This window comes from Geminocystis sp. NIES-3709 (assembly GCF_001548115.1).
Classification (GTDB): Bacteria; Cyanobacteriota; Cyanobacteriia; order Cyanobacteriales; family Cyanobacteriaceae; genus Geminocystis.
Genome location: NZ_AP014821.1, coordinates 3,889,203 through 3,909,557 on the forward strand (window position 1 = coordinate 3,889,203; position 20,355 = coordinate 3,909,557).

19 protein-coding genes and 2 pseudogenes are annotated in these 20,355 nt (G+C 32.6%); 11 read left to right on the forward strand and 10 right to left on the reverse strand.

Annotated elements, in window-relative coordinates:
* Positions 1-4: 4 nt before the first annotated feature.
* Together GM3709_RS16585 and GM3709_RS16590 are read right to left on the reverse strand one after the other, a co-directional pair.
* Positions 5-748 (reverse strand): 16S rRNA (uracil(1498)-N(3))-methyltransferase, encoded by a 744-nt coding sequence (locus GM3709_RS16585; RefSeq protein ID WP_066121357.1) that lies wholly within the window; start codon positions 746-748, stop codon positions 5-7.
* 271 nt (positions 749-1,019) lie between these two features.
* A complete protein-coding gene (locus GM3709_RS16590) occupies positions 1,020-2,501 on the reverse strand; it encodes a glutamate synthase subunit beta (RefSeq protein ID WP_066121359.1) in 1,482 nt (493 codons plus the stop codon).
* Between the two features lie 639 nt (positions 2,502-3,140).
* Here GM3709_RS16590 and GM3709_RS16595 point away from each other — a divergent pair.
* Entirely contained in the window at positions 3,141-3,791 is a 651-nt protein-coding gene (locus GM3709_RS16595) for a cell division protein SepF (protein WP_066121361.1), read from the forward strand.
* A gap of 33 nt (positions 3,792-3,824) precedes the next feature.
* Entirely contained in the window at positions 3,825-4,628 is an 804-nt protein-coding gene (gene proC / locus GM3709_RS16600) for a pyrroline-5-carboxylate reductase (RefSeq protein ID WP_066121363.1), read from the forward strand.
* A 33-nt stretch (positions 4,629-4,661) separates the two neighbouring features.
* Here proC and GM3709_RS16605 read toward each other — a convergent pair whose 3' ends face one another.
* Positions 4,662-5,105: an RrF2 family transcriptional regulator gene (locus GM3709_RS16605; protein ID WP_066121365.1), complete on the reverse strand. Its 444-nt coding sequence runs from the start codon at positions 5,103-5,105 to the stop codon at positions 4,662-4,664.
* A gap of 191 nt (positions 5,106-5,296) precedes the next feature.
* Between GM3709_RS16605 and GM3709_RS16610 the strand changes: the two genes are divergently transcribed.
* Complete coding sequence (locus GM3709_RS16610; protein WP_066121367.1) at positions 5,297-6,094, forward strand: HpsJ family protein; 798 nt, start codon at positions 5,297-5,299, stop codon at positions 6,092-6,094.
* A 291-nt stretch (positions 6,095-6,385) separates the two neighbouring features.
* Here GM3709_RS16610 and GM3709_RS16615 read toward each other — a convergent pair whose 3' ends face one another.
* A complete protein-coding gene (locus tag GM3709_RS16615; protein ID WP_066121369.1) occupies positions 6,386-9,058 on the reverse strand; it encodes a TIGR03960 family B12-binding radical SAM protein in 2,673 nt (890 codons plus the stop codon).
* A gap of 203 nt (positions 9,059-9,261) precedes the next feature.
* On the opposite strand from GM3709_RS16615, the gene GM3709_RS16620 reads away from it, so the two are divergent.
* The 5 genes and pseudogenes from GM3709_RS16620 (at position 9,262) to GM3709_RS16635 (ending at position 12,341) form a co-directional block, all read left to right on the forward strand.
* Positions 9,262-9,993 carry a pentapeptide repeat-containing protein gene (locus tag GM3709_RS16620; protein WP_066121370.1) on the forward strand — a complete coding sequence of 244 codons (732 nt, stop codon included), beginning with the start codon at positions 9,262-9,264 and terminating at the stop codon, positions 9,991-9,993.
* Positions 9,983-11,094: pseudogene (locus GM3709_RS16625) on the forward strand (IS630 family transposase). Before GM3709_RS16620 ends, GM3709_RS16625 begins: the two are co-directional and overlap by 11 nt.
* 59 nt (positions 11,095-11,153) lie before the next feature.
* A pseudogene (locus GM3709_RS21910) lies at positions 11,154-11,237 on the forward strand (hypothetical protein); the annotation flags it as partial.
* A gap of 180 nt (positions 11,238-11,417) precedes the next feature.
* Positions 11,418-12,023 (forward strand): hypothetical protein, encoded by a 606-nt coding sequence (locus GM3709_RS16630; RefSeq protein WP_066121372.1) that lies wholly within the window; start codon positions 11,418-11,420, stop codon positions 12,021-12,023.
* A gap of 126 nt (positions 12,024-12,149) precedes the next feature.
* The gene (locus GM3709_RS16635) at positions 12,150-12,341 is read left to right on the forward strand and encodes a DUF6887 family protein (protein WP_231937586.1); all 192 of its coding nucleotides are present in this window, start codon (positions 12,150-12,152) and stop codon (positions 12,339-12,341) included.
* A 92-nt stretch (positions 12,342-12,433) separates the two neighbouring features.
* Here GM3709_RS16635 and GM3709_RS16640 read toward each other — a convergent pair whose 3' ends face one another.
* The gene (locus GM3709_RS16640; protein ID WP_066121376.1) at positions 12,434-13,978 is read right to left on the reverse strand and encodes a glycosyltransferase family 39 protein; all 1,545 of its coding nucleotides are present in this window, start codon (positions 13,976-13,978) and stop codon (positions 12,434-12,436) included.
* A gap of 154 nt (positions 13,979-14,132) precedes the next feature.
* On the opposite strand from GM3709_RS16640, the gene GM3709_RS16645 reads away from it, so the two are divergent.
* Entirely contained in the window at positions 14,133-15,362 is a 1,230-nt protein-coding gene (locus GM3709_RS16645; RefSeq protein ID WP_066122005.1) for a bifunctional sterol desaturase/short chain dehydrogenase, read from the forward strand.
* 56 nt (positions 15,363-15,418) lie between these two features.
* On the opposite strand, the gene GM3709_RS16650 is transcribed toward GM3709_RS16645, so the two are convergent.
* On the reverse strand, positions 15,419-16,147 hold the full coding sequence (locus GM3709_RS16650) for a 2-phosphosulfolactate phosphatase family protein (protein ID WP_066121378.1): 729 nt from the start codon (positions 16,145-16,147) through the stop codon (positions 15,419-15,421).
* 156 nt (positions 16,148-16,303) lie between these two features.
* The gene (locus tag GM3709_RS16655; RefSeq protein ID WP_066121380.1) at positions 16,304-16,615 is read right to left on the reverse strand and encodes an RNA-binding protein; all 312 of its coding nucleotides are present in this window, start codon (positions 16,613-16,615) and stop codon (positions 16,304-16,306) included.
* 436 nt (positions 16,616-17,051) lie between these two features.
* Between GM3709_RS16655 and GM3709_RS16660 the strand changes: the two genes are divergently transcribed.
* Positions 17,052-18,458, forward strand: coding sequence for a YdiU family protein (locus tag GM3709_RS16660; RefSeq protein ID WP_066121382.1), 1,407 nt, complete (start codon positions 17,052-17,054; stop codon positions 18,456-18,458).
* A gap of 57 nt (positions 18,459-18,515) precedes the next feature.
* Here the strand turns inward: GM3709_RS16660 and GM3709_RS16665 are convergent, their stop codons facing one another.
* Positions 18,516-19,028, reverse strand: coding sequence for a ComEA family DNA-binding protein (locus GM3709_RS16665; RefSeq protein ID WP_066121384.1), 513 nt, complete (start codon positions 19,026-19,028; stop codon positions 18,516-18,518).
* 132 nt (positions 19,029-19,160) lie between these two features.
* Between GM3709_RS16665 and psaM the strand changes: the two genes are divergently transcribed.
* Positions 19,161-19,256: a photosystem I reaction center subunit XII gene (psaM, locus tag GM3709_RS19355; RefSeq protein WP_066346475.1), complete on the forward strand. Its 96-nt coding sequence runs from the start codon at positions 19,161-19,163 to the stop codon at positions 19,254-19,256.
* A gap of 135 nt (positions 19,257-19,391) precedes the next feature.
* Here psaM and GM3709_RS16670 read toward each other — a convergent pair whose 3' ends face one another.
* Together GM3709_RS16670 and GM3709_RS16675 are read right to left on the reverse strand one after the other, a co-directional pair.
* The gene (locus GM3709_RS16670; protein WP_066121386.1) at positions 19,392-19,979 is read right to left on the reverse strand and encodes a DUF3318 domain-containing protein; all 588 of its coding nucleotides are present in this window, start codon (positions 19,977-19,979) and stop codon (positions 19,392-19,394) included.
* Positions 19,957-20,160 (reverse strand): hypothetical protein, encoded by a 204-nt coding sequence (locus GM3709_RS16675; protein ID WP_066121388.1) that lies wholly within the window; start codon positions 20,158-20,160, stop codon positions 19,957-19,959. Before GM3709_RS16675 ends, GM3709_RS16670 begins: the two co-directional genes overlap by 23 nt.
* Positions 20,161-20,355 lie beyond the last annotated feature (195 nt).

Here is a 20,355-nt window from a genome sequence, read left to right on the forward strand (position 1 = left end):
AAAATTATTTATTTACGAGATTCTCACTTAAGTGTTTTGTTTCATCAACGGCAGCAATTAATGCCATTACCATAATCGGTGCGGTAACAGCTCTTAGTATTCTTTTCCCTAATGATATTTCTTGAAAGCCTGTTTCGATCGCACTTTTTACTTCTTCTGTTGTCCAACCACCTTCGCATCCAGTGGCAATAACGATTTCTTGAGCCGATAAATCTTGTAGAAGAAAATCGAGTAAATGGGAAGCGTTGGTACGAGCAACAGCGATATATTTAGATATATCAACACTACCAAAATGGGATAATGCTTTTTTAATTGGTATTGGAGGAGAAATATAAGGTACTATTTGACGTTCTGATTGTTCGGCCGCCTCCATGGCAATTTTACGCCATCTTTCTAATTTATTCTCCTTTGGTTTTAAGATTGTTCGATCGGTGATTACTGGTTGTAATGAGTTTACTCCTAATTCAGTCGCACAACGAATAATATCCTCAAAACCATTACCTTTAGGCAATGCCACCATTAAAGTTACCCTAGAAAATAACTCTCGATTTTCATGAAGACAATTAATTATTTGTCCGCCATGAGGGGTTAATTTTACCTGCCAACTATTACCTTTACCATCTAAGGCAATAAAATCTTGTCCATCATTCAATCTTACGACTCGACGCAAATAATGTTCTTGATCTGACAATAGATGAATAAGAGTATCTTCTTTTTGAGTGGAATTAATAATTACACGATACAGCAAACGAATAAAATTTTTTAGTTAATTTGATTATGTTTTTAGTATATAGCAAACTGTTCAGCTCTAGGCAATTCCCACAAGGATAGAAAACAGGAGAAAAATACTAGGTAGGTTTTAGGCTTTAGATTAATTTTTTCAATTATTTAATTAAATCAATCTAAATAAAATCAATTATTAATAGTTTTTTATCAATTTTTTACCTAATACCCAAACACCTAATACCTAACACCTTGTCTTTACCAATAAATTTTATCTCGAACTGAGGTTAACTAACTTATGGCAAATCAGAGTAACCCATTAAAAATCGATCGCACTCTCTGGCAACTTCACGACCTTCATTGAAGGCCCATACTACAAGGCTTTGACCCCGACGACAATCTCCCGCAGCGAATACATTGGGAATACTTGTTGCATATTCGCCATATTCGGCTTTAATATTACTACGATTGTCTTTTTCTAATCCCATTTGCTCTAATAAAAATTGTTCAGGGCCTAAAAAACCCATGGCAAGTAGTACTAATTGAGCTGGAAGTCTTTTTTCTGTACCTTTTATGGGGTTAGGAATAAAACGCCCTTGATCATCTCTTGCCCATTCTACCTCTACAGTGTGAACAGCGATCACATTACCTTCTTCATCTCCTTCAAATTTAGTAGCAGTAGTAGTGTAAACTCTGGGATCATTTCCAAATTTGGCTGCGGCTTCTTCCTGTCCATAGTCAAGGCGATAGACTTTGGGATATTCAGGCCAAGGATTATTTTTTGCTCTTACTTCAGGAGGTTGTGGCATAATTTCTAACTGAGTGACACTGTTACAACCGTGACGAACTGACGTACCAACACAGTCTGTACCTGTATCTCCACCCCCAATAATTACCACGTCTTTACCTTCCGCAGAGATTAAACCATCTTTATTGCCATTTAAAACGGTTTTGGTGTTAGCAGTTAAGAAGTCCATAGCAAAATAAATACCCTTGAGAGATCGACCTTCTATGGGCAAATCCCGGGGTTTTCCTGCTCCAATGGCAAGGATTATGGCATCATTTTCTTGAACTAAAGTATGCGCCGAAATGTCTTTCCCGATCGAAGTATTACAGACAAATTTAACTCCTTCTTCTTCCAATACTCGAATACGACGCATGACCACTTTTTCTTTGTCTAGTTTCATATTAGGAATACCATACATTAAAAGTCCACCCGGTCGATCGTCTTTTTCATAAACGGTGACAGTATGGCCAGCCTTGTTAAGTTGGGCGGCGGCGGAAAGTCCAGCAGGGCCAGATCCTACTACAGCAATTTTTTTCCCGGTGCGTTTTTCGGGAGGTTGAGGAGTAATCCAACCTTGATCCCACCCATGATCAATAATGGAACATTCTATATTTTTGATAGTAACAGGAGGATTATTAATACCTAGTACGCAAGAACCCTCACAGGGAGCAGGACAGACTCTACCAGTAAATTCAGGAAAGTTGTTTGTTTTATGAAGTCGATCGAGTGCTTCTTTCCACAATCCTCTATAGATAAGATCATTCCATTCAGGGATTAGGTTATTAATGGGACAACCACTAGCCATACCACTAATAAGTTCTCCTGTATGACAGAATGGCGTACCACAGTCCATACATCTTGCTCCTTGATTACGGAGTCTTTCTTCTGGTAGGTGTAAATGAAATTCGTCCCAATTCTGAATTCTTTCAAGGGGATCTTTATCAACGGGTAATTCTCTTATAAATTCTAAAAATCCTGTGGGTTTTCCCATATTTTCTCCTATTAAATTTCTGTTTTTCCAAGACAAATTAAGAGTTTTTTGTCATAAAATCATAACAATATTTATCAAGTTTTTTGCCGTTTAGTATCATAAAATGCCATTAAGAATTAAGTATATGCTATGGTCGATCGAGATATAGATCATCAGCAAAAAAAAAGATAAACTCAAAGATTATGATATTTATTGATAAAGACAATATTTTTATTTAATCTTAATTTAACTTTCCTTTAATTAGTGTACCGTTGTAAAAGATTTATTAACTATTTTTATAGATTAACTTAAACTTTTTTTAATGATTCTTAATATTTCGATCGTTTTTACAAGTTAAGACGGAAATTCACTGTAATAACTTTTGGAGTTGTTGTGATTTTTTGATATTGCTAATTTTTAAAATTCCATAACAATGTCATTATTCTTTGACTTTATAGTGTTAAATACTAATTACTTAGAATTTACTCATTAGTTTTACCGTCTTTCATGTACTAAACTTTATATTGGATGCGAGAACTTAGTATAATAAGTTTTATTTTTGCTCTCAAAATTATAAAGTAAAGAAAAATCTCCATAATTTTTTTTTATGGAATCACAAAGTTTGTACTATTATACTAAAGTCATTGAGGAAATAAACAAGTGAGCAATTTTTTAGGTAAATTAAAAGATATTATTGGTGGTGGACAACAAGACTACCAATATTATGAAGATGAGATCGAAACCATGGCAACCCAAGATTTATCTCAGGAGCAAAAAACTGTTGATTCTGTAGCTGAATCACCTTCTGAAACTCCTGTAGAATCTTCTAATTCTTCTCGTCGTCGGAGAGAAAAGTCGCCCCTAAAAATGGAAATGTCTTCATCTTCTTATATGGATAATAGTATGTCGAGTGTCCTACCAAATAATGTAATCGGAATGCCAGGAGTTAGTAACGCCGTGAATGAAGTAGTTGTAATTGAACCCCATTGTTTCGAGGAAATTCCCCAAGTAATTCAAACTTTGAGGGAACAAAGATGTGTAGTACTTAATTTGAATGTAATGGAACCAGACGAAGCGCAAAGAGCAGTGGACTTTGTCGCTGGTGGTACTTATGCGATCGATGGTAATCAAGAGAGAATTGGAGAAAGTATTTTTTTATTTACTCCTAGAAATGTTAAGGTTAGTACACTTTCTGGTAATTCCTATCAAGTTAGAGAACCAATGGTAACTAGCCATACTTTAAATAATTCTTTTCCTGATCCTCTTTGGAATGATGACACGACAGAAATGAATGCAAATCTTGCTCAATAAAAATTAACTATTAACTATTTATTAACTGTAAAGGTGTCTTTTAAATTAGGTATTATTGGCGGTGGAGTAATGGCAGAAGCGATTATTTCCCGTCTTCTACAAAACAACATTTATTCAGCAGATAGCATTATTGTCAGTGAACCTTTATCGAGTCGTCGTCAATTTTGGCAAGATCAATATGGTGTTTCCACTACTGGTAACAATCAAGACATTTTAGATAACTCTGAAGTGTTGCTTTTAGCAATTAAACCCCAGATTTTTAACCTAGTCATTTCCAATCTCCATTTTAACTCTGGTCAAAAACCTTTAATTTTGTCTATTTTAGCCGGAGTTTCTTTAGCAAAATTGGCGAATGGTTTTCCTGATTTTCCTATTGTGCGAGTTATGCCAAATACTCCTGCAATGGTGGGACAAGCCATGACGGCATTATCCCCCAATAAGATGGTGACGGAAACTCAATTAAATGTTACTTTATCTTTGTTTAGTGCGATCGGATCTGTAATTTCTGTCCCAGAATATTTAATGGATGGGGTGACAGGTTTATCAGGATCTGGCCCTGCTTTTGTAGCGTTGATGATTGAGGCTTTAGCTGACGGGGGAGTGGCTTCTGGTTTACCTCGATCGATCGCCCTTCAATTAGCTACTCAAACTGTACTAGGTACCGCAGAATTGATTAAACAACAAAATTTACATCCTGCTATTTTAAAAGATCAAGTTACCAGTCCGGGGGGAACTACGATCGCAGGGGTTGCACAATTGGAAGAAAATGGCTTCCGTCATGCTGTAATTTCGGCGGTGACGGCCGCCTATAAACGTTCTCAAGAATTAGGAAAGTAAGATAACAATGTAGAAAGACTTTTTCCTCAACTCCTAAATAATAAAATTATTTTGTTCTCCTTGAGAGGCTTGACGACTACGAGCATCATAATATAAATCGGCTAAAGTAATACTAAAAATAGCTTCTTTTAACTTCTGATTTAAGCGTTGCCACAAAGTCATTGTTACCCAATCTTCTGGGGATTCATGGTTAAAATTGTCAAAAGAAAGAGGCTCCACTTTATCCCCGACGGCGATCAAAATATCTCCTAAAGAAATATTTTCAGGTGATAATGCTAATATATAACCTCCTTGAGATCCTCGAACTGATTTAATTAATCCTGCCTGACGAATTTTGATTAAAATTTTTTCCAGATAAGGTGCCGGTAAATTTTGACGGTTTGCGATCGTATTTACAGAAGTAGGCTGATGATGAGATTGAAGACTCAAATCTAATAATGCTTTGACGGCATAATAACCTTTTGTTGTTAACTTCATTTATTACAACTTATTTAAGACTGTTATAGTAAGCCTTTTGTTTATTAATAGAGGATAGAAGAATAAATGAATTGAAGTACTCAACCATTTACTATATGATTAATTTTGCATAAATCCTGATTTTAAAATTTTTACTCTAAAATCCGAAAGTCAAATTCATAATTTCTTATTTGTAATTTAATATTTATTCTATGAAAATTAGTTCCAGTTTTATTAGTCTTTGCTTAACATTAGTTGGTGGTATCCTATTAATTTCATCTTTAATTGACTATCTTTTTTTACTTTTTCCCCTACAATTTCAAGATCAAAATTGGCAAATCACCATTACTAATAGTTTAGTCGATCGAGGTATTGTTCCTTTAATGGCAATTTCTTTATTATTGATAGCATGGTGGATTAACGATAATAATAGTAACCAAAAAACAGGACAAATAATTCGTCTTCCTGTGTTTATTATTGCCAGTATTTTAGGTTTAATTTTCTTATTATTAGTTCCCTTACATCTAAGTAATATTAACAGTGTTAGTAGTGACTTAATGGCTCAAATTACGGAAAAAGTTGGACAACAACAGGCACAAATACAAGGATTTGTTGCTCAATTAGATGCGATCGCAAAAAATCCTGAACAATTAAAACAGGAAATTGCCCAAAGAAATCAAGTCATCGAAGCCGGGGGAGTAATACAAGGTCAAAAACTTGAACCACAACAGCTAGAATTAATCACTAGCCAAAGAGATCAACTACAACAAATGTTAGATTTATCTCAAAAACCTGAAGCATTAAAAGCTAAATTACAAGAAGTAGAAGTTAGATTACAAAATGAACTTAAAGAAGTAGAAAATAAAGAAATCAACAAAGCAAAAACCATCGCTTTAAAACAAAGTTTACGGACTTCAATTAGTAGTTTAATGTTGTCGATCGCTTATATTGTTATTGGTTGGTTAGGATTACAAATGATCTTAATAAAAAGTAAAAAAGCTACAGAATAATTAAGTTTTTAGTAAGGGCTAAAGCCCTTATTTTTGCCACAAAATAAAGTTATCTAAAGCAATCGATTTTAGTCTTAATTATTTTTCTATTATTTTAATATTTTTGGCTTTTCTACCGTAGTTATGATAAATTAGCTATCAGCTAAATATAGTCTTAATCATTTTAAAAATGCAATTGTTATAAATTAACAGTTTTAATTTCACCTAATACTTAAGACCTTTTTTAAAACATAATTTATCATACCCAAAGTGAAAGAACCATATTTTTTAGTAGGTATAACTTACCATCGTTTATTGTGTGATATGATCTGCTAAAATAATACTTTCTCGATGAGCTTTAATAAGACTAATTTTTTCTTGATTAACTTGCTCTAACATAAAGCAAACTTGCTCAGGAGTTAATAAAGTACCATCATTTTTAGCACTGCCAATATAGTTAATTTTAACTTGATCTAATTCTTCCCAATTCTCATCAATTAAAGAGATTTTCTCTAAATTTTCTCTAAGATTGACCATTTTTTTCTTACCAGTTTTAGCCGTCTTTTGCATTAATATTTCCTTAGAATTTTCCACATTATCAAGCCAATTTTCCCACTGACTAAGGCTATATTTATTATCGGTAGAAACCGTAATAAAATATTCAGCTTTTTCTAAAATTTGCGTGGCTTTCGGAGATTTAACAGGCAATTCTTCCACTTTAAAAATTGGGATTTCGAGAGGCAAATTAGCTTTTAATTTTTCCGTAAACTCATCAATATTCATCCGAGTATGATTCTCAAAATCTACGATTTCCCCATTACTCGTCATCCCTAATGATAAAGCAAGGGCGATCGAAATTTTAGGACCGGGATGGAATCCCCCAGTATAGGATATAGGTATCCCCGCCCGTCTGATAACTCGATCGAACAAACGCACTAAGTCGAGGTGACTAACTAAAGCCATATCTCCCTGTTTACCAAACCAGACTCGTAATTTTTGGGCTTTTTCTTGGTTAGGCTTAAACTCTCCTAAATATTCGGGAATGGGAGGAGGAGTCACTACAATATTATGCCCAAAATCAGTGCTACAAACACCGCAACTACTGCAACCATCAAAGGCACAATCAGGCACACTAGCCTCTTGTAATGCCCTTTCTAAGTCTTCCACAAGCCATTGTTTATCAATACCCGTATCTAAATGATCCCACGGTAAAGGCATCTTGTAAAACCTCTCTCCAAGCCTCTCTTCAGCAAGAGAGGGAGTTTTAGATTCTTCAGATTTCGCACCTTCTAAGGGGGGATTAAGGGGGGTTAAACCTTCAAATAGATTCCATTCGCCGTTTTCTACCAGTCGATACTTCCAAGTTAATTCTGCTTCATCAATAGCAGTTTGCCACGCTTTATAAGCCTTGTCGATGTTTTCCCACCATGAATCCATACCAGCCCCCAATTCCCATGCCCTACGCACTACGAGAGCAAGTCTTCTGTCTCCTCTACCCACAAAATCCTCGATCGCCGAGATACGCACATCGGTATAATTAACTTTAACTCCCCTCATGCCATAAAATTCATCTTTAAGGATGTTGCGTTTACGCATAAATTCCGATGTCGAGACGGAATGCCATTGAAAAGGAGTATGGGGTTTTGGGGTAAAGTTAGAGATGGTGATGTTAAAATCAAGCCTTCTGTTGCTGAGGTGACGGCATTCTTGACGCAACCATTTAACAGCTTCCACGATGCCGATAACATCCTCATCGGTTTCCCCCGGTAAGCCTATCATGAAGTAAAGTTTAACCTGATTCCAACCTTCTCTTACGGCTGTCTGGATACCACGCAATAACTCCTCATTGGTTAAGCCTTTGTTGATTATATCACGCATTCGTTGAGTACCTGCTTCGGGAGCGAAGGTTAAACCACCTTTTCGAGTGCCTCCGATAATATTAGCAATGTTTTCGTCAAATCGATCGACTCTTTGAGAGGGAAGGGATAAAGAGATATTTTCATCGTGGAGACGGTTTTTAATTTCGATGCCAACGGCAGGTAAAGAGAGATAATCGGAGCAACTGAGAGATAATAGGCTAAATTCGTTAAATCCTGTCTGTTTCATGCCATCCACGATGCTATTTATCACTTCTTCTGGCTCAACATCTCTGGCAGGGCGCGTTAACATCCCCGGTTGACAAAAACGACATCCCCTTGTGCAACCCCTTCTAATCTCGATGGTGAGTCGATCGTGAACTGTTTGCACATAAGGCACTAATCCGATAGAATAGGCTGGCATTGGTGTAGCTACCCGTCTTAAAATCCTTTCAGGCACATCATCACGATTAGGCTTAACACTACCATCGGATTGCATATCATAGAATTGAGGTACATATACCCCCGGCACTTGGGCTAAATCTAATAGTAATTCTGTTCTAGTTAAACCGTCTCGTTTGCCTTCTTCAATAACTAAACCAATTTCGGGTAATAATTCCTCTCCGTCACCTAATGCCACGAAGTCGAAAAAGTCTGCATAAGGCTCAGGGTTTGAGGTTGCGGTTTGTCCTCCTGCAAATATCAAAGGGTAATCGGTATCTTTTCTTTCTTGCCAAGTTAAGGCAATGTGAGCTAAACTGAGCATTTCTAAGATATTAGTCGCTCCTAGTTCATAACTCAAGCTAAATCCTAAAATATCATATTCTTTAACGTCTCGTTTCGTTTCAAGGGCAAATAAGGGGGTATTCGTCTCCCTCATCTTCATCGCTAAATCGGGTGCAGGTAAGTAGGCTCGATCGCACATTTGCCTTGGTTGGGCGTTAATGATATTGTAGAGGATAATATGCCCTAAATTTGATGCTCCCACCTCATAAACTTCAGGATAAGTCAACACCCATCTAACTTTGGCGGTGTCGAAGTCTTTATGTTTTGCCCCCAATTCGTTACCTAAATAACGGGCGGGTTTAAATATTTCTGGTGTAATTAGTGTATCCGTTGCAATAACCATTATTTTCTTAATAAGAATTACCTTAAACTTTCATTATAGACTTTCTTGTTTGAGGATAAAATTGAGAAATATCAATCAAAGCTAATTGAGATATAAAGTTATGGATAGAGAAACATTACTAAGATTTTATCAAGAAGGTCAAAGAGATTTTACAAAAAATGTTTATTTTAAAACCGATGATTTAGAAGACATTAATCTTAGCAATGAAGAATCTTAGCAATGAAGATTTAAGCGACATTAATTTGAAAGGAAATGATTTACGAGGTGCTGATTTAAGCGGATGTAATTTAACAAATGCTGATTTAACTAGGTGTGATTTAAAAGGTGCTGATTTTACAGATACTATTTTAGTTAATACTAATTTTGAAGGAAGTGATTTAAAGGGGATTAATGCTGAAAATAGTCATTTTGAAAATGCAAATCTAAATGGGTGTGATTTTTCAGGATCAAATTTATATAAAGCTACTTTTATTAAGTCGAATTTATCTCATACAAAGTTTAATAACTGTACTTTAAATGAGGCAAATATTCAAGAATGTTTATTAAAATTAACTGAGTTTAATAATTCACAATTAGTGAATATCAAAATAGAAAAAGCATCATTAGATTTATTAAACAATAATATTAAATCTATTGGTAGTTATTGTCATTTTAATTATTCCAATTTAGAAAATGCAATCCTATGTCATAGTAACTTATCTGATTCTGATTTTAATGGTTCTAATTTAATTGGTATCAATTTTAAGAAAGCAATATTAGTAAGTTGTAATTTTAATAATTGTTCATTAAATAACTCTAATTTTGAAAATGCTTGTTTAGGAGTAAATTTATTTGGTAGTAAGTTTAGTAAATCTGATCTTAAGCTAAGACGCACTTGTATAGTCTATAATCATAATAACACAAATAAATTTGTTAATCTTAATTATGCCTATTAAAAATTTCTTATCACTAGAAGAAAAACATTATTTACAAAATGCTTTAAAAAAAGAAGATAGAGCTGAAGTAAGAGAACGAATTTTAATATTTTTATTAGAAAATGATGGTAAAAATTACCAAGAAATCGCAGATTTTTTAGGTTGCTCTACTCGAACAGTTGCATATTGGGCAGTTCATGGAAACCCTAATAATATAGAAAGTTTACAGAATGAAAGTAGAAAAGGAAATTATCACAAAGCCACACCAGAATATCGAAAATTATTATTAAAAGTAGTAGATATAGAACCGAGTGCTTTTGGATATGAATTTGGTCGTTGGACAGGAAAAAGATTATCGGAACACTTAGAAAAAGAAACTGGTATTAAGTTAAGTAAATCTCAAATACAAAGGATATTAAAAAAAATAAATATGTCTATATTGGGTCAAAATATAGTTTAGAAGATAAACAAGATCCAGAAAAAAGAGAATTATTTAAAGAAAAAATAGAAGAATATATAAGATTAAGTAAAGAAAGAGAAAATGATTTACGGATATGGTTTTGGGATGAATGTGAGTTTAGTTTAAGAGTAATAAGAAGACAATTATGGACAAAAAAAGGTAAGAGAAAAACTGTCAAAGGTATAAGAAGAAGAGGGAGAGTAAATATGATGGGTGGCTTAAGATACTCAGATAAAAAAAGAGTATGTTATGTAATTAAAAAAGGAGATTCTATGACATTTTATGAACAGTTAAAGAAACTGAATGAAGAAATAAAAGAAGAATGGATAAAGAAGGGAAATAAAAAAGAAGATTTTGAAAAAATAGGACCAAAAATAGTACTAATATTAGATAATGCTAGTTTTCATAAAAAGAAAGAGATAATAGAAAAAATAGAGAAGGAATTGCCGAATATAATATTGGAATATTTACCTCCTTATAGTCCAGATTATAATTTAATAGAATTAGTATGGCATTCAGCAAAAGAATATATAGCTAACCGAGAATTTGAAAATGTAGAACAATTAGAAAAAACAATTAGAAGATTATTAAATGAGAATCAATTAGAAATAAATTGGAGTAAAAAATTTAAGAATAAGGGAAATTTGATTAATGCAACTTAAATGCGTCTTAGCTTACTAATTCAAATCTTGCTTTCACAAAAATAAATTATGTTAAATTTATTCAGACAAAATTAATTAATGTTAATTTTAGTAATTCTTTAATAGAAAAAACAGAATTTGTTAATTCAAACCTTGAAAAATCAGACTTTAGTGATAGTAAAATATTAAATAGTTTATTTGAAAGAGTCATTTTAAATTATTGTATTTTTGAAAGAGCATCAATAGAGCAAATTAGTATCAAAGAATCAGATTTAACAGGTTTAAATATTCAAGAAGATAATCAAATATTTACCTTAAAAACAACCGATTATTATCTTAATTTATTGATTAGACAACAATTAGATTTTTTAGAAAGATATAAAAAAGGTAATTTACTAGAGTCTAATTTAATTGGGTTTCATAGCGAAGTAACAATTATTAATCAATCGGAAATAGATATGATTAGTAACTTTTGTTTTGATATGATTGATAAGTATTCCAAGAATAGAAATAATGCTGAATCTAAAACTATTTACAATAATTTTTTTAAAGGTAAATTAGGCGAATTTGTGGTTAAAACAAGATTGGGAGATATTGTTAACAAAGTAGATTATGAAAAATATGGAAATGGTATAGATGATGGAGGTATAGATTTAACTTTATTAAAAAATCCAAAAATTGGAATACAGGTTAAAACACGTACAGGTAATTCGATGTTAGATGTAAATTGGTATATAAATAAGAAAGAAATTGAAAAAAATAAACTAATAGTTTTTATGTTTATTGATAAAGAAATTGATATAAAAAATTCTCAGTATCAAATTATTTTAGTAGGATTTTTAATAACGTTAAGAATAAAATCAAAAGATTCTATTAGTTTTAAGGCAAAAGATTTATTATACATAGGCGGTATTTATGATGTTTTAAAACATTTAGAAGAAAAATATTAATTATCAATTCTAAGATAATTAAGTCAAAACTTTGTCAGATATTTGTTATAAAATGTTAAGAAAGTTCTTATGAATAATTTTATTAATATATTCCATGTCTAAATAATGATCGAGCTTAAATATTTTATGACTGATGATGAATTGAAACAATATTTTCTTAAAAATAAGGATAATAAAGAGGCTTTTTATGCTTATTTAGATAGGAAAGAAAACAAGGAAAAAAAAGTTATTATAAGTGCTGATGAATTGCAGTCTCTACCTTCTAATTTACAAGTAGAATTAGTTGCTCAACGTCTCAAAAAAAAATTTAATATTTAAAGGTAAAAATTAGAATGTTATTACCATTATTTTCACAAGTATAATTAATGGGAGATATAGGAGAATATAACTAAAAAAAGTTAGTGTTGGTATCATTGTAGAACAACTTGATAAACTAATTTATGTTTTTGCTCTAATTTTGCATTATATACATTTTCAACTTTATTCATCAAAGAAGGAGAAGGATTGAAAAGATAAATAGGAGAAAATTCAGGATAATATTTAAGTTCGGTATTTTCTTGAAATAAATGTAATTTTACGTCTAGTTTTAGTTGATAACTTAAAGCTATAATAGAACTAAAATTGTCTTCTAAAGAGGCAATTAATAAAGGTTTTTCACTTTGGTTAATAATTTTAGATACTTGTGGAGGATGTGACGGATGGTTTTTATTCCAAGATATTTCAGCATTATGAAGCATGATGTTAGAAGTCATTGATACAGTAAATATAATCACTAAAATAATTGACCAAATTTGAGACTTATAATGATCAATCTTATAATAAAAAAAGTAACCTACAACTAAATGAGTACCTAAATAACTAGGAATCAAATAACGAGAAATACTAGATCTTCTTCCCCCTATAATTAAATCAGGTAAAAGAAGGGCTAAAAGTGGAATCCCAATCAATAATATTAGATATAATTCGATATATTTATATTTATTAGTAGTTTTACCTAAAATTAATAAAGTTTTAAGAATTAGATAAATTAAGATCAAAGCGAATGAAAAAAAGATTCTTTTATCTAATGGAAAATCAAAAAATAATCTCATAAAATTCTTAGATAAAGTGAACCCTAATTCATCAATGGAAGAACTCTGATTTAACCAATTTGTTCTTCTAACTAATATTAATGGATTTAGGATAAAAATTATCGCCCAAGGAGTGAATAAAATAAAGGAGATTAAACTATAAAACCAAAAATTATTTTTTATTTGACGAGAAAAATTAAGTTTTGAAAGATAAAGATAAATAGTATTGGTTATGAATAATAAAGGAGAGAGAAGTGCAGTATAAAAACTTAGGGTTAAAGTGGCACTATATAAAAGCCAATGAGATTTTTTATTACTTTTAATAGCTTTCAAAAAAAATAAAAGAGATAAAATAATAGTTAAAGTCCATAAACTATATTGTCTCGCTTCTTGTGCATAAAGAACATGAAAAGGAGAAATAGAAAAAAAACCAAGAGTAATTAAAGCCACAAAATTATTGCCAAAAAGTTCCAAACTTAACCAATAAATTGAAGGAAAACATAACAGACTAAAAAAAACAGCTACACCTCTATTCACAAGAATTGAACTACCAAAAATATCCTGTACAAATCTTAAAGATAAATAGTACAATGGTGGATGTTCAGGTGCAGTTTTTAAAACTTTTAAAGTATCAGTAAAGGTAGTTTCTGGCTGTAAATTTAGAAATTTTTGAATATCTTTTGGTGTAACTAAATTACCATTAGATAATTGATTAGTTACATATTCTTCTGTATAACCACTTACCCTTAAAGAAGTATAAACTTCATCATGCCAATAAATTTTTTTATCAATATTAGTGACTCGAAAAAAAACACCAAAAAGAATCACAATAATAATAACTATTTTTAGCCACAATTGATGAGACGATCGAATATTATTTATCATAAAATAAGATAAAATTTTGACATGAAACTTCGTCAATTATACTGTATATCATTAAAGGTTTTTTATTCTAAATTCTACATTCTACTACTAGGGATATTATTAATTGTTAAAATGTCCTATAGTTTTAGATGATTTTTATAAATTTATTTTACCAATGATTAATAGTTCACTTTTCATGGCAATCTCGATCGCGCTAATATCTCTAATATGGGTAGAATTAGTCAGAGACTGCTATCACTTTTTAGCACATATTTGGCAACCTTTGGGGCGTTTACACAACTGGCATCATCGAGTATTCAAACCGGATTTATCCGTCAACAGCGAAGAAATTTATCGTCAAGCTAATTGGTATAACGACTTACCTGAATCCCTCGTTATGCTTTTATTTAGCATTGGTTTTGCCTTTCTCATCATCTCTCAAGGATGGATGTCTCCAAGTTATCAATGGTTAGTATGGATAGGATCACTCTATACTTTAACTTTTACTGGTGGTGCCATCGCAAGGGGTTTAGGTGTACCATTAGCTGATGAAATTACAGACGTTACCCACCGTCAAGGAGATTTTACCAGTATTCCTGCCAATTTTTTCGTCAATCGTCCCTATCATTGGCGACATCACTTTGATGATCAAAATGCTTATTTTTGCGGTACATTAACTATAGTCGATCGAGTCATAGGAACTGCATTGTCTTTAAAAGGAAAAAAAATTGCCGTCACTGGTGCAAATGGCACATTAGGACAAGAATTAATTAAACAATTATATTTAAAAGGGGCAAAAGTCACCGCTTTAACGTCTCAAGAAAAACCACTATTTATTAATAATAAAAATGAGCAAATTTCTATTAAAACTATTACTTGGCAAATTGGAGAAGAATCAAAACTTAATAGTATTTTAGAGAAAACAGACATTTTAATTATCAATCACGGTATTAATGTTCATGGAGATATAAGTGCAGATGCCATTGAAAACTCCTATGAAATTAATACCTTTTCGGGTTGGCGTTTAATGGAATTATTCTTAACAACTGTACGAAATAATGAACATAAAGCCACAAAAGAAATATGGGTAAACACCTCCGAAGCAGAAGTTAACCCCGCATTCAGTCCTCTTTATGAAATGAGTAAGCGGACAATGGGGGAATTAGTCACAATGAAACGAATTAATGCACCTTGCGTTATTAGGAAATTGATTTTAGGCCCTTTTAAGAGTAATCTTAACCCCATTGGTATCATGTCTGCCGATTGGGTAGCCAAACAAATTGTTAACTTAGCAGTAAGAGATTTTCGAGATATTATCGTTACCATCAATCCGTTAACTTATATAGCTTTTCCCATTAAAGAATTAATGACATCAACTTATTTTCGTCTCTTCACTAAAAATTAGCTATTAGTTATTAGTTATTAGGAATTAGCTATCAGCTATTACCTAATTCCTAATTTCTAACACCCAAGAGTTAACACTCCTTTTTCTGTTTGTATGCCAAATGTCGAAATAATATTTTCTTGGCAACAATATTTCAAATCTTCATCTAAATTTAATTTTAGTAATCTTTTTCCATGACTCGATAAACGAAATAATCCTAATAAATTATCTTTCCATTGATCATACAAAGCGATCGAGGCTACTACTTCATCATTACCTATATTATCACTATTATTCAAATCCACTAACCCAGATGCGATCGCTCCCGCACATACAGTATCCTCTAAAGAATAACCTCCTTCCCATCCCGAACCTAGTAACCACAAAGTTTCAGGTTGTTTTTTTTGTAGATAATTAACCACTGCACCATAATTAATAATAGCCCCTGTTATGACAGTGGAAGCAGAAGTAACTCTTTGTAATGCACGAGTACCGTTTGTTGTACTAATAAATAATTGTTTCTGTGCTACCATTTCGGATGAACAATCTAAAGGAGAATTACCTAAATCGCAACTATCTACCTTTTTCCCTCCTCTTTCCCCCAGTGTTAACCGAGATGCGGGAGGTAAAAGATTACTTTCTGCCAATAACAAATCTACATCACTAAAAGCCTTCACAGATTTTGCGCCATTATTTAGTGCTGTATTGATTGTAGTTGTAGCTCTTAATACGTCAATGACGATCGCACAATCGGGAATATCGTTATCAGGAGTAGATTCAGGGGTATGGTAAACAGAAATTTTCACAGTAAATTAGATTAAGAGTAGATTGAACATCCCTGATTTTACATTAATCTTGCACGAAAAAAAAACCCCTTCTCAAAACTGAAAAGAGGCTAAATTTTACTTACTTAGGGGTAAACGGTAAAAAATAATATTTTTATAGTTAGACTAAATATGATATTAGTAACTACGAGAAAAACTATTTCTTCTTCCGCCGCCGCCGCCACCACGACTGCGAGAGTTATTTTCCTCACGGGGTTTAGCTTTGTTAACTTTCATGTCACGACCCATCCATTCTGCACCGTCTAAGGCTTCAATAGCTTTATCTTCTTCGGCATCGGTACTCATTTCCACAAAACCAAAACCGCGCATACGCCCAGTTTCACGATCGGTGGGTAAATATACTCTTTTAACCGCTCCAAAATCCGCAAAGGCAGAGGTTAAATGGGCTTCTGTAACTTCATAGGATAAATTACCTACATATATAGACATAAACTTTCTCCAAATACAATATAGTCTTTAAGATTCGCAATTCGGAGAGAAGCTTGTCAATCGAAAACTCGAAATACTCGTGAATATCTTAAACAAAATCTTTAAACCGATACTTAATCTCGTCAACTCTGATTATAACACGGCAATTTATAATTGACAATTATTCGATCGATAATTAATCTGGATGAGTGTAAAAAATTATTAATGAAGGTAATACATCAAAAACAAGAGTAAGAATACATAGAAAAATTAAGTATCACAATAGATACAACACAGGAGATGAAAGAAACAATAAAAACCATTGTGTATCAAGAGCTTTCCCTTTTGACAATATGTTCATATCTCATAGTTTTGCTATATATATTGTCAATTATTTCCATAACCTATTCCTATTCATGGTTCACTGGTAGTTGTAAATTGTTAATTGTAAATTATTATGAAGAATCCTTTTCTTTCTCTCGAATATGAAATGGCGATCGAAAACTTAGGGGATTATTATTATGAAGAAGTTATTCCTGCAGAATTTCCCCAACATATATTAAGATTTGCCAATCAAGACTTATTACCCCTCATGGGCATAGATAGAAATAGTGTTACCGAGAATGATTGGATAGAAGCCTTTGGCAAATTTCAAAGAATTAGACCATGTTTAGCCTTAAAATATCATGGTTATCAATTTGGCGCTTATAATCCGCAATTAGGAGATGGTAGAGGATTTCTGTATGGTCAAATTAGAGGACAAGATGGACTATTATATGATTTTGGCACAAAAGGATCGGGACGAACCCCCTATTCTCGTCAAGCAGATGGTAGATTAACTCTTAAAGGGGGAGTCAGAGAAGTTATTGCCGGAGAAGCATTACATCGTTTAGGAGTAAATACTTCCCGTTGTCTTTCCCTCATTGAAACGGGAGAATCTTTATGGCGGGGGGATGAACCTTCCCCTACTCGTAGCTCTGTGATGGTAAGATTTAGTCAATCTCATATCCGTTTTGGCAGTTTTGAGAGACTTCACTATTTACAACGTCCCGATTTAATTAAAAATCTCTTAGATCATGTAATTTATTACTATTATCCCCATTTAACGACTTCTGAAACTCCTTATATTGATTTTTATGGGGAATTAGTCGAAAGAATCGCTTTATTGAGTGCTCAGTGGATGGGGGCTGGTTTTTGTCATAGTGTCCTTAATACCGATAATATGTCTATCACAGGAGAAAGTTTTGATTATGGCCCTTATGCTTTTATTAATACATATGATCCTCTGTTTACAGCAGCTTATTTCGACTACGGTGGTAGATATAGTTATGGTAATCAGCCTTTAATTTGTCGTTGGAATTTGGAATTATTACAAAAACCCTTGGCTTTAGTAATACCCTTTGAAGCGTTACAAACAAAGTTATCCTATTATGATAATTATTATGATAAATTCTACCATAGTTTTATGATCAAAAAATTGGGATTTGAAAAATTACCAGATAATTTAGGCAAAAATTTAGTTACGGAAACTATTAATTTATTAAAAGAAAGTCAATATATTTATCATCAATTTTTTGCAGATTTAGCGTCTCAATTTAACTATGGTTGGCACGAAAACCCAGATTTAATCTTAGAAAATATGGAAATAAAATCCTCTAATTTACAAAGATGGCGAGGATTATATCATCAGGCTTTAGAAAATTTTGTTAGGGAAGAATTAGACAATATTAAAAATAATCTCGATCGAGCTAACCCCCAAATTATACCTCTTAGACCAATAATTGAAGCCATTTGGCATCCTATTACCAGCGAAGATGATTGGCAACCTTTTTATGACTTAATCAAAGCATTGACAAAAATATAGTAATCCGTTTAGGAGTTGTAAACAATCAACAAATGACTAATGACAAAATCTTTACGTTTAAAATTGAAAATATGACATTAAATGATAAGCAAAATCAGGAGTAAAATTTAGTCTTTTTTGTAAGTCTGCAATATGCCGATAACTGCCGTTACTTTCTCTTTCTATAATAATTTGTTGAGCAATTGCTTCTTTTAAATTAGGGATAGTTTTTAGTTGATTTAAACTGGCATTATTGGGATTAATTTTAGCTGGAGCATAATAACTGTCAGGGGCATAATAAGCAAAATATACGATCGATTGCCAAGATTGTATTTTCAAGACAGAAACTCCCAAAGCCGCCGCTAAGTCTTCTAAACAGAGAAAATGGATACCAGAGTTAGTTATTTCTACTAAGTTTCGAGCTTGAGTAATCGATATTCCGGGTAATCTTAACCAATCATCTACTGTTGCCCTATTGGCATCAATTTTGATGCCTAATTCACTGGCAATTTTTATTTCTGTTTCTGATTGAAACCGATAATAAGGATTACTTTGTATTTTTTTTGCGATCGCACGATGAGAAAAGTTCATTTTGTGTTGATAATTGTTCTACTGTTGCAAATTATTACGAAATCATGCAAAAGTTACCATATTAAGGCACATTTAATGGTAATTTAATTCTCATTCTATCAATTCATCGTTATTAGAGGAGTTCTTTTAATCATGTCTATTTCTGAGACCCAAGTGTTCGTAGCTTTAATAATTGCTCTTATCCCCGGTATTTTAGCTTTTCGTTTAGCTACTGAACTTTATAAGTAAGTGTCAAAACAGGTGGGTAATATCGATTGCCTACCTTTATAAAACCATAACTAGGGTTTGATGAAAAAGCTCTTTGGTTAAGAAAATCGTTAAGATTTAGTTCGATCATCGTTAATAGTTTCCCAAACAACTCCATCAACTTATATTTTCTACTATAACTTTTTTGTTTAAATTTTGTAGTCTCAACAATTCAGTAAAACTTAATCCTCTACGAGATTCTAATCGGGGTAGATTTTCGATCGCTTCTGACAGATATTTAATAGCAGAAGGAGTAGAATAACCCCTTCTTACAGCTACTTTTATTCCTCCCTCATCCGCTTCTATTTCTTTTTCTAAACTACGGTTTCGTTTCCAAATTTGATTAAGGGCGATGGAAAATAAACTTCCTGAAACTACTACACCTACAATATCTTGATTAACCAACTCAAAGATCAACGCAAAAAATGCAGATAAAATAATTCCTTGATAAATATCAAGTTTAAGCCACTTCACCCCCAATAGTAACGCAACCGTACGCAAAAAGAGTAAATCCCGTTGCGGTACTGATAATTTTCTCCATAAATCAAAATTAATATAAATGGGGCGATTTTTTAATTGCCAAGGGGGGGGGAAAATGGTGGTAATAATTTCTGTTTGTTGCGGTTTACTGATGATGCGACAGCATATCCTGCCTGAAGCTGGCATTAAATCTTGTAATCGACTAATTTCCTGTTCTATACTCATCTTGACTTTCGTGAAAAGGTAGAAAAGAATCTTGTAACCAACAAGTCTCTAATAATCTAATTTTATAAAGATACCAGAAACGACTTGGTTTCCATACGGATTCTTGTTCGATATTAGGAGTCAGAGACTGATTGAGATATTCCCATACAGCATGACTAATTTTTCTTACATTGTACATCATAGTATTTATCTCCCTAATAAGTGATCAATTTCAACAAAATTCAATTAGATTCACTCCTCACAACCATCGGGGTTATACTTACTAATTTGACAAATTTTCACTCTTTTTATCTTCTCTAGAAAAACCTCAATCTAGGGGGTATTTCGGGTAAAAATAACGATATTTGCCTAATATTTGCCTAAATTGAACTACGAA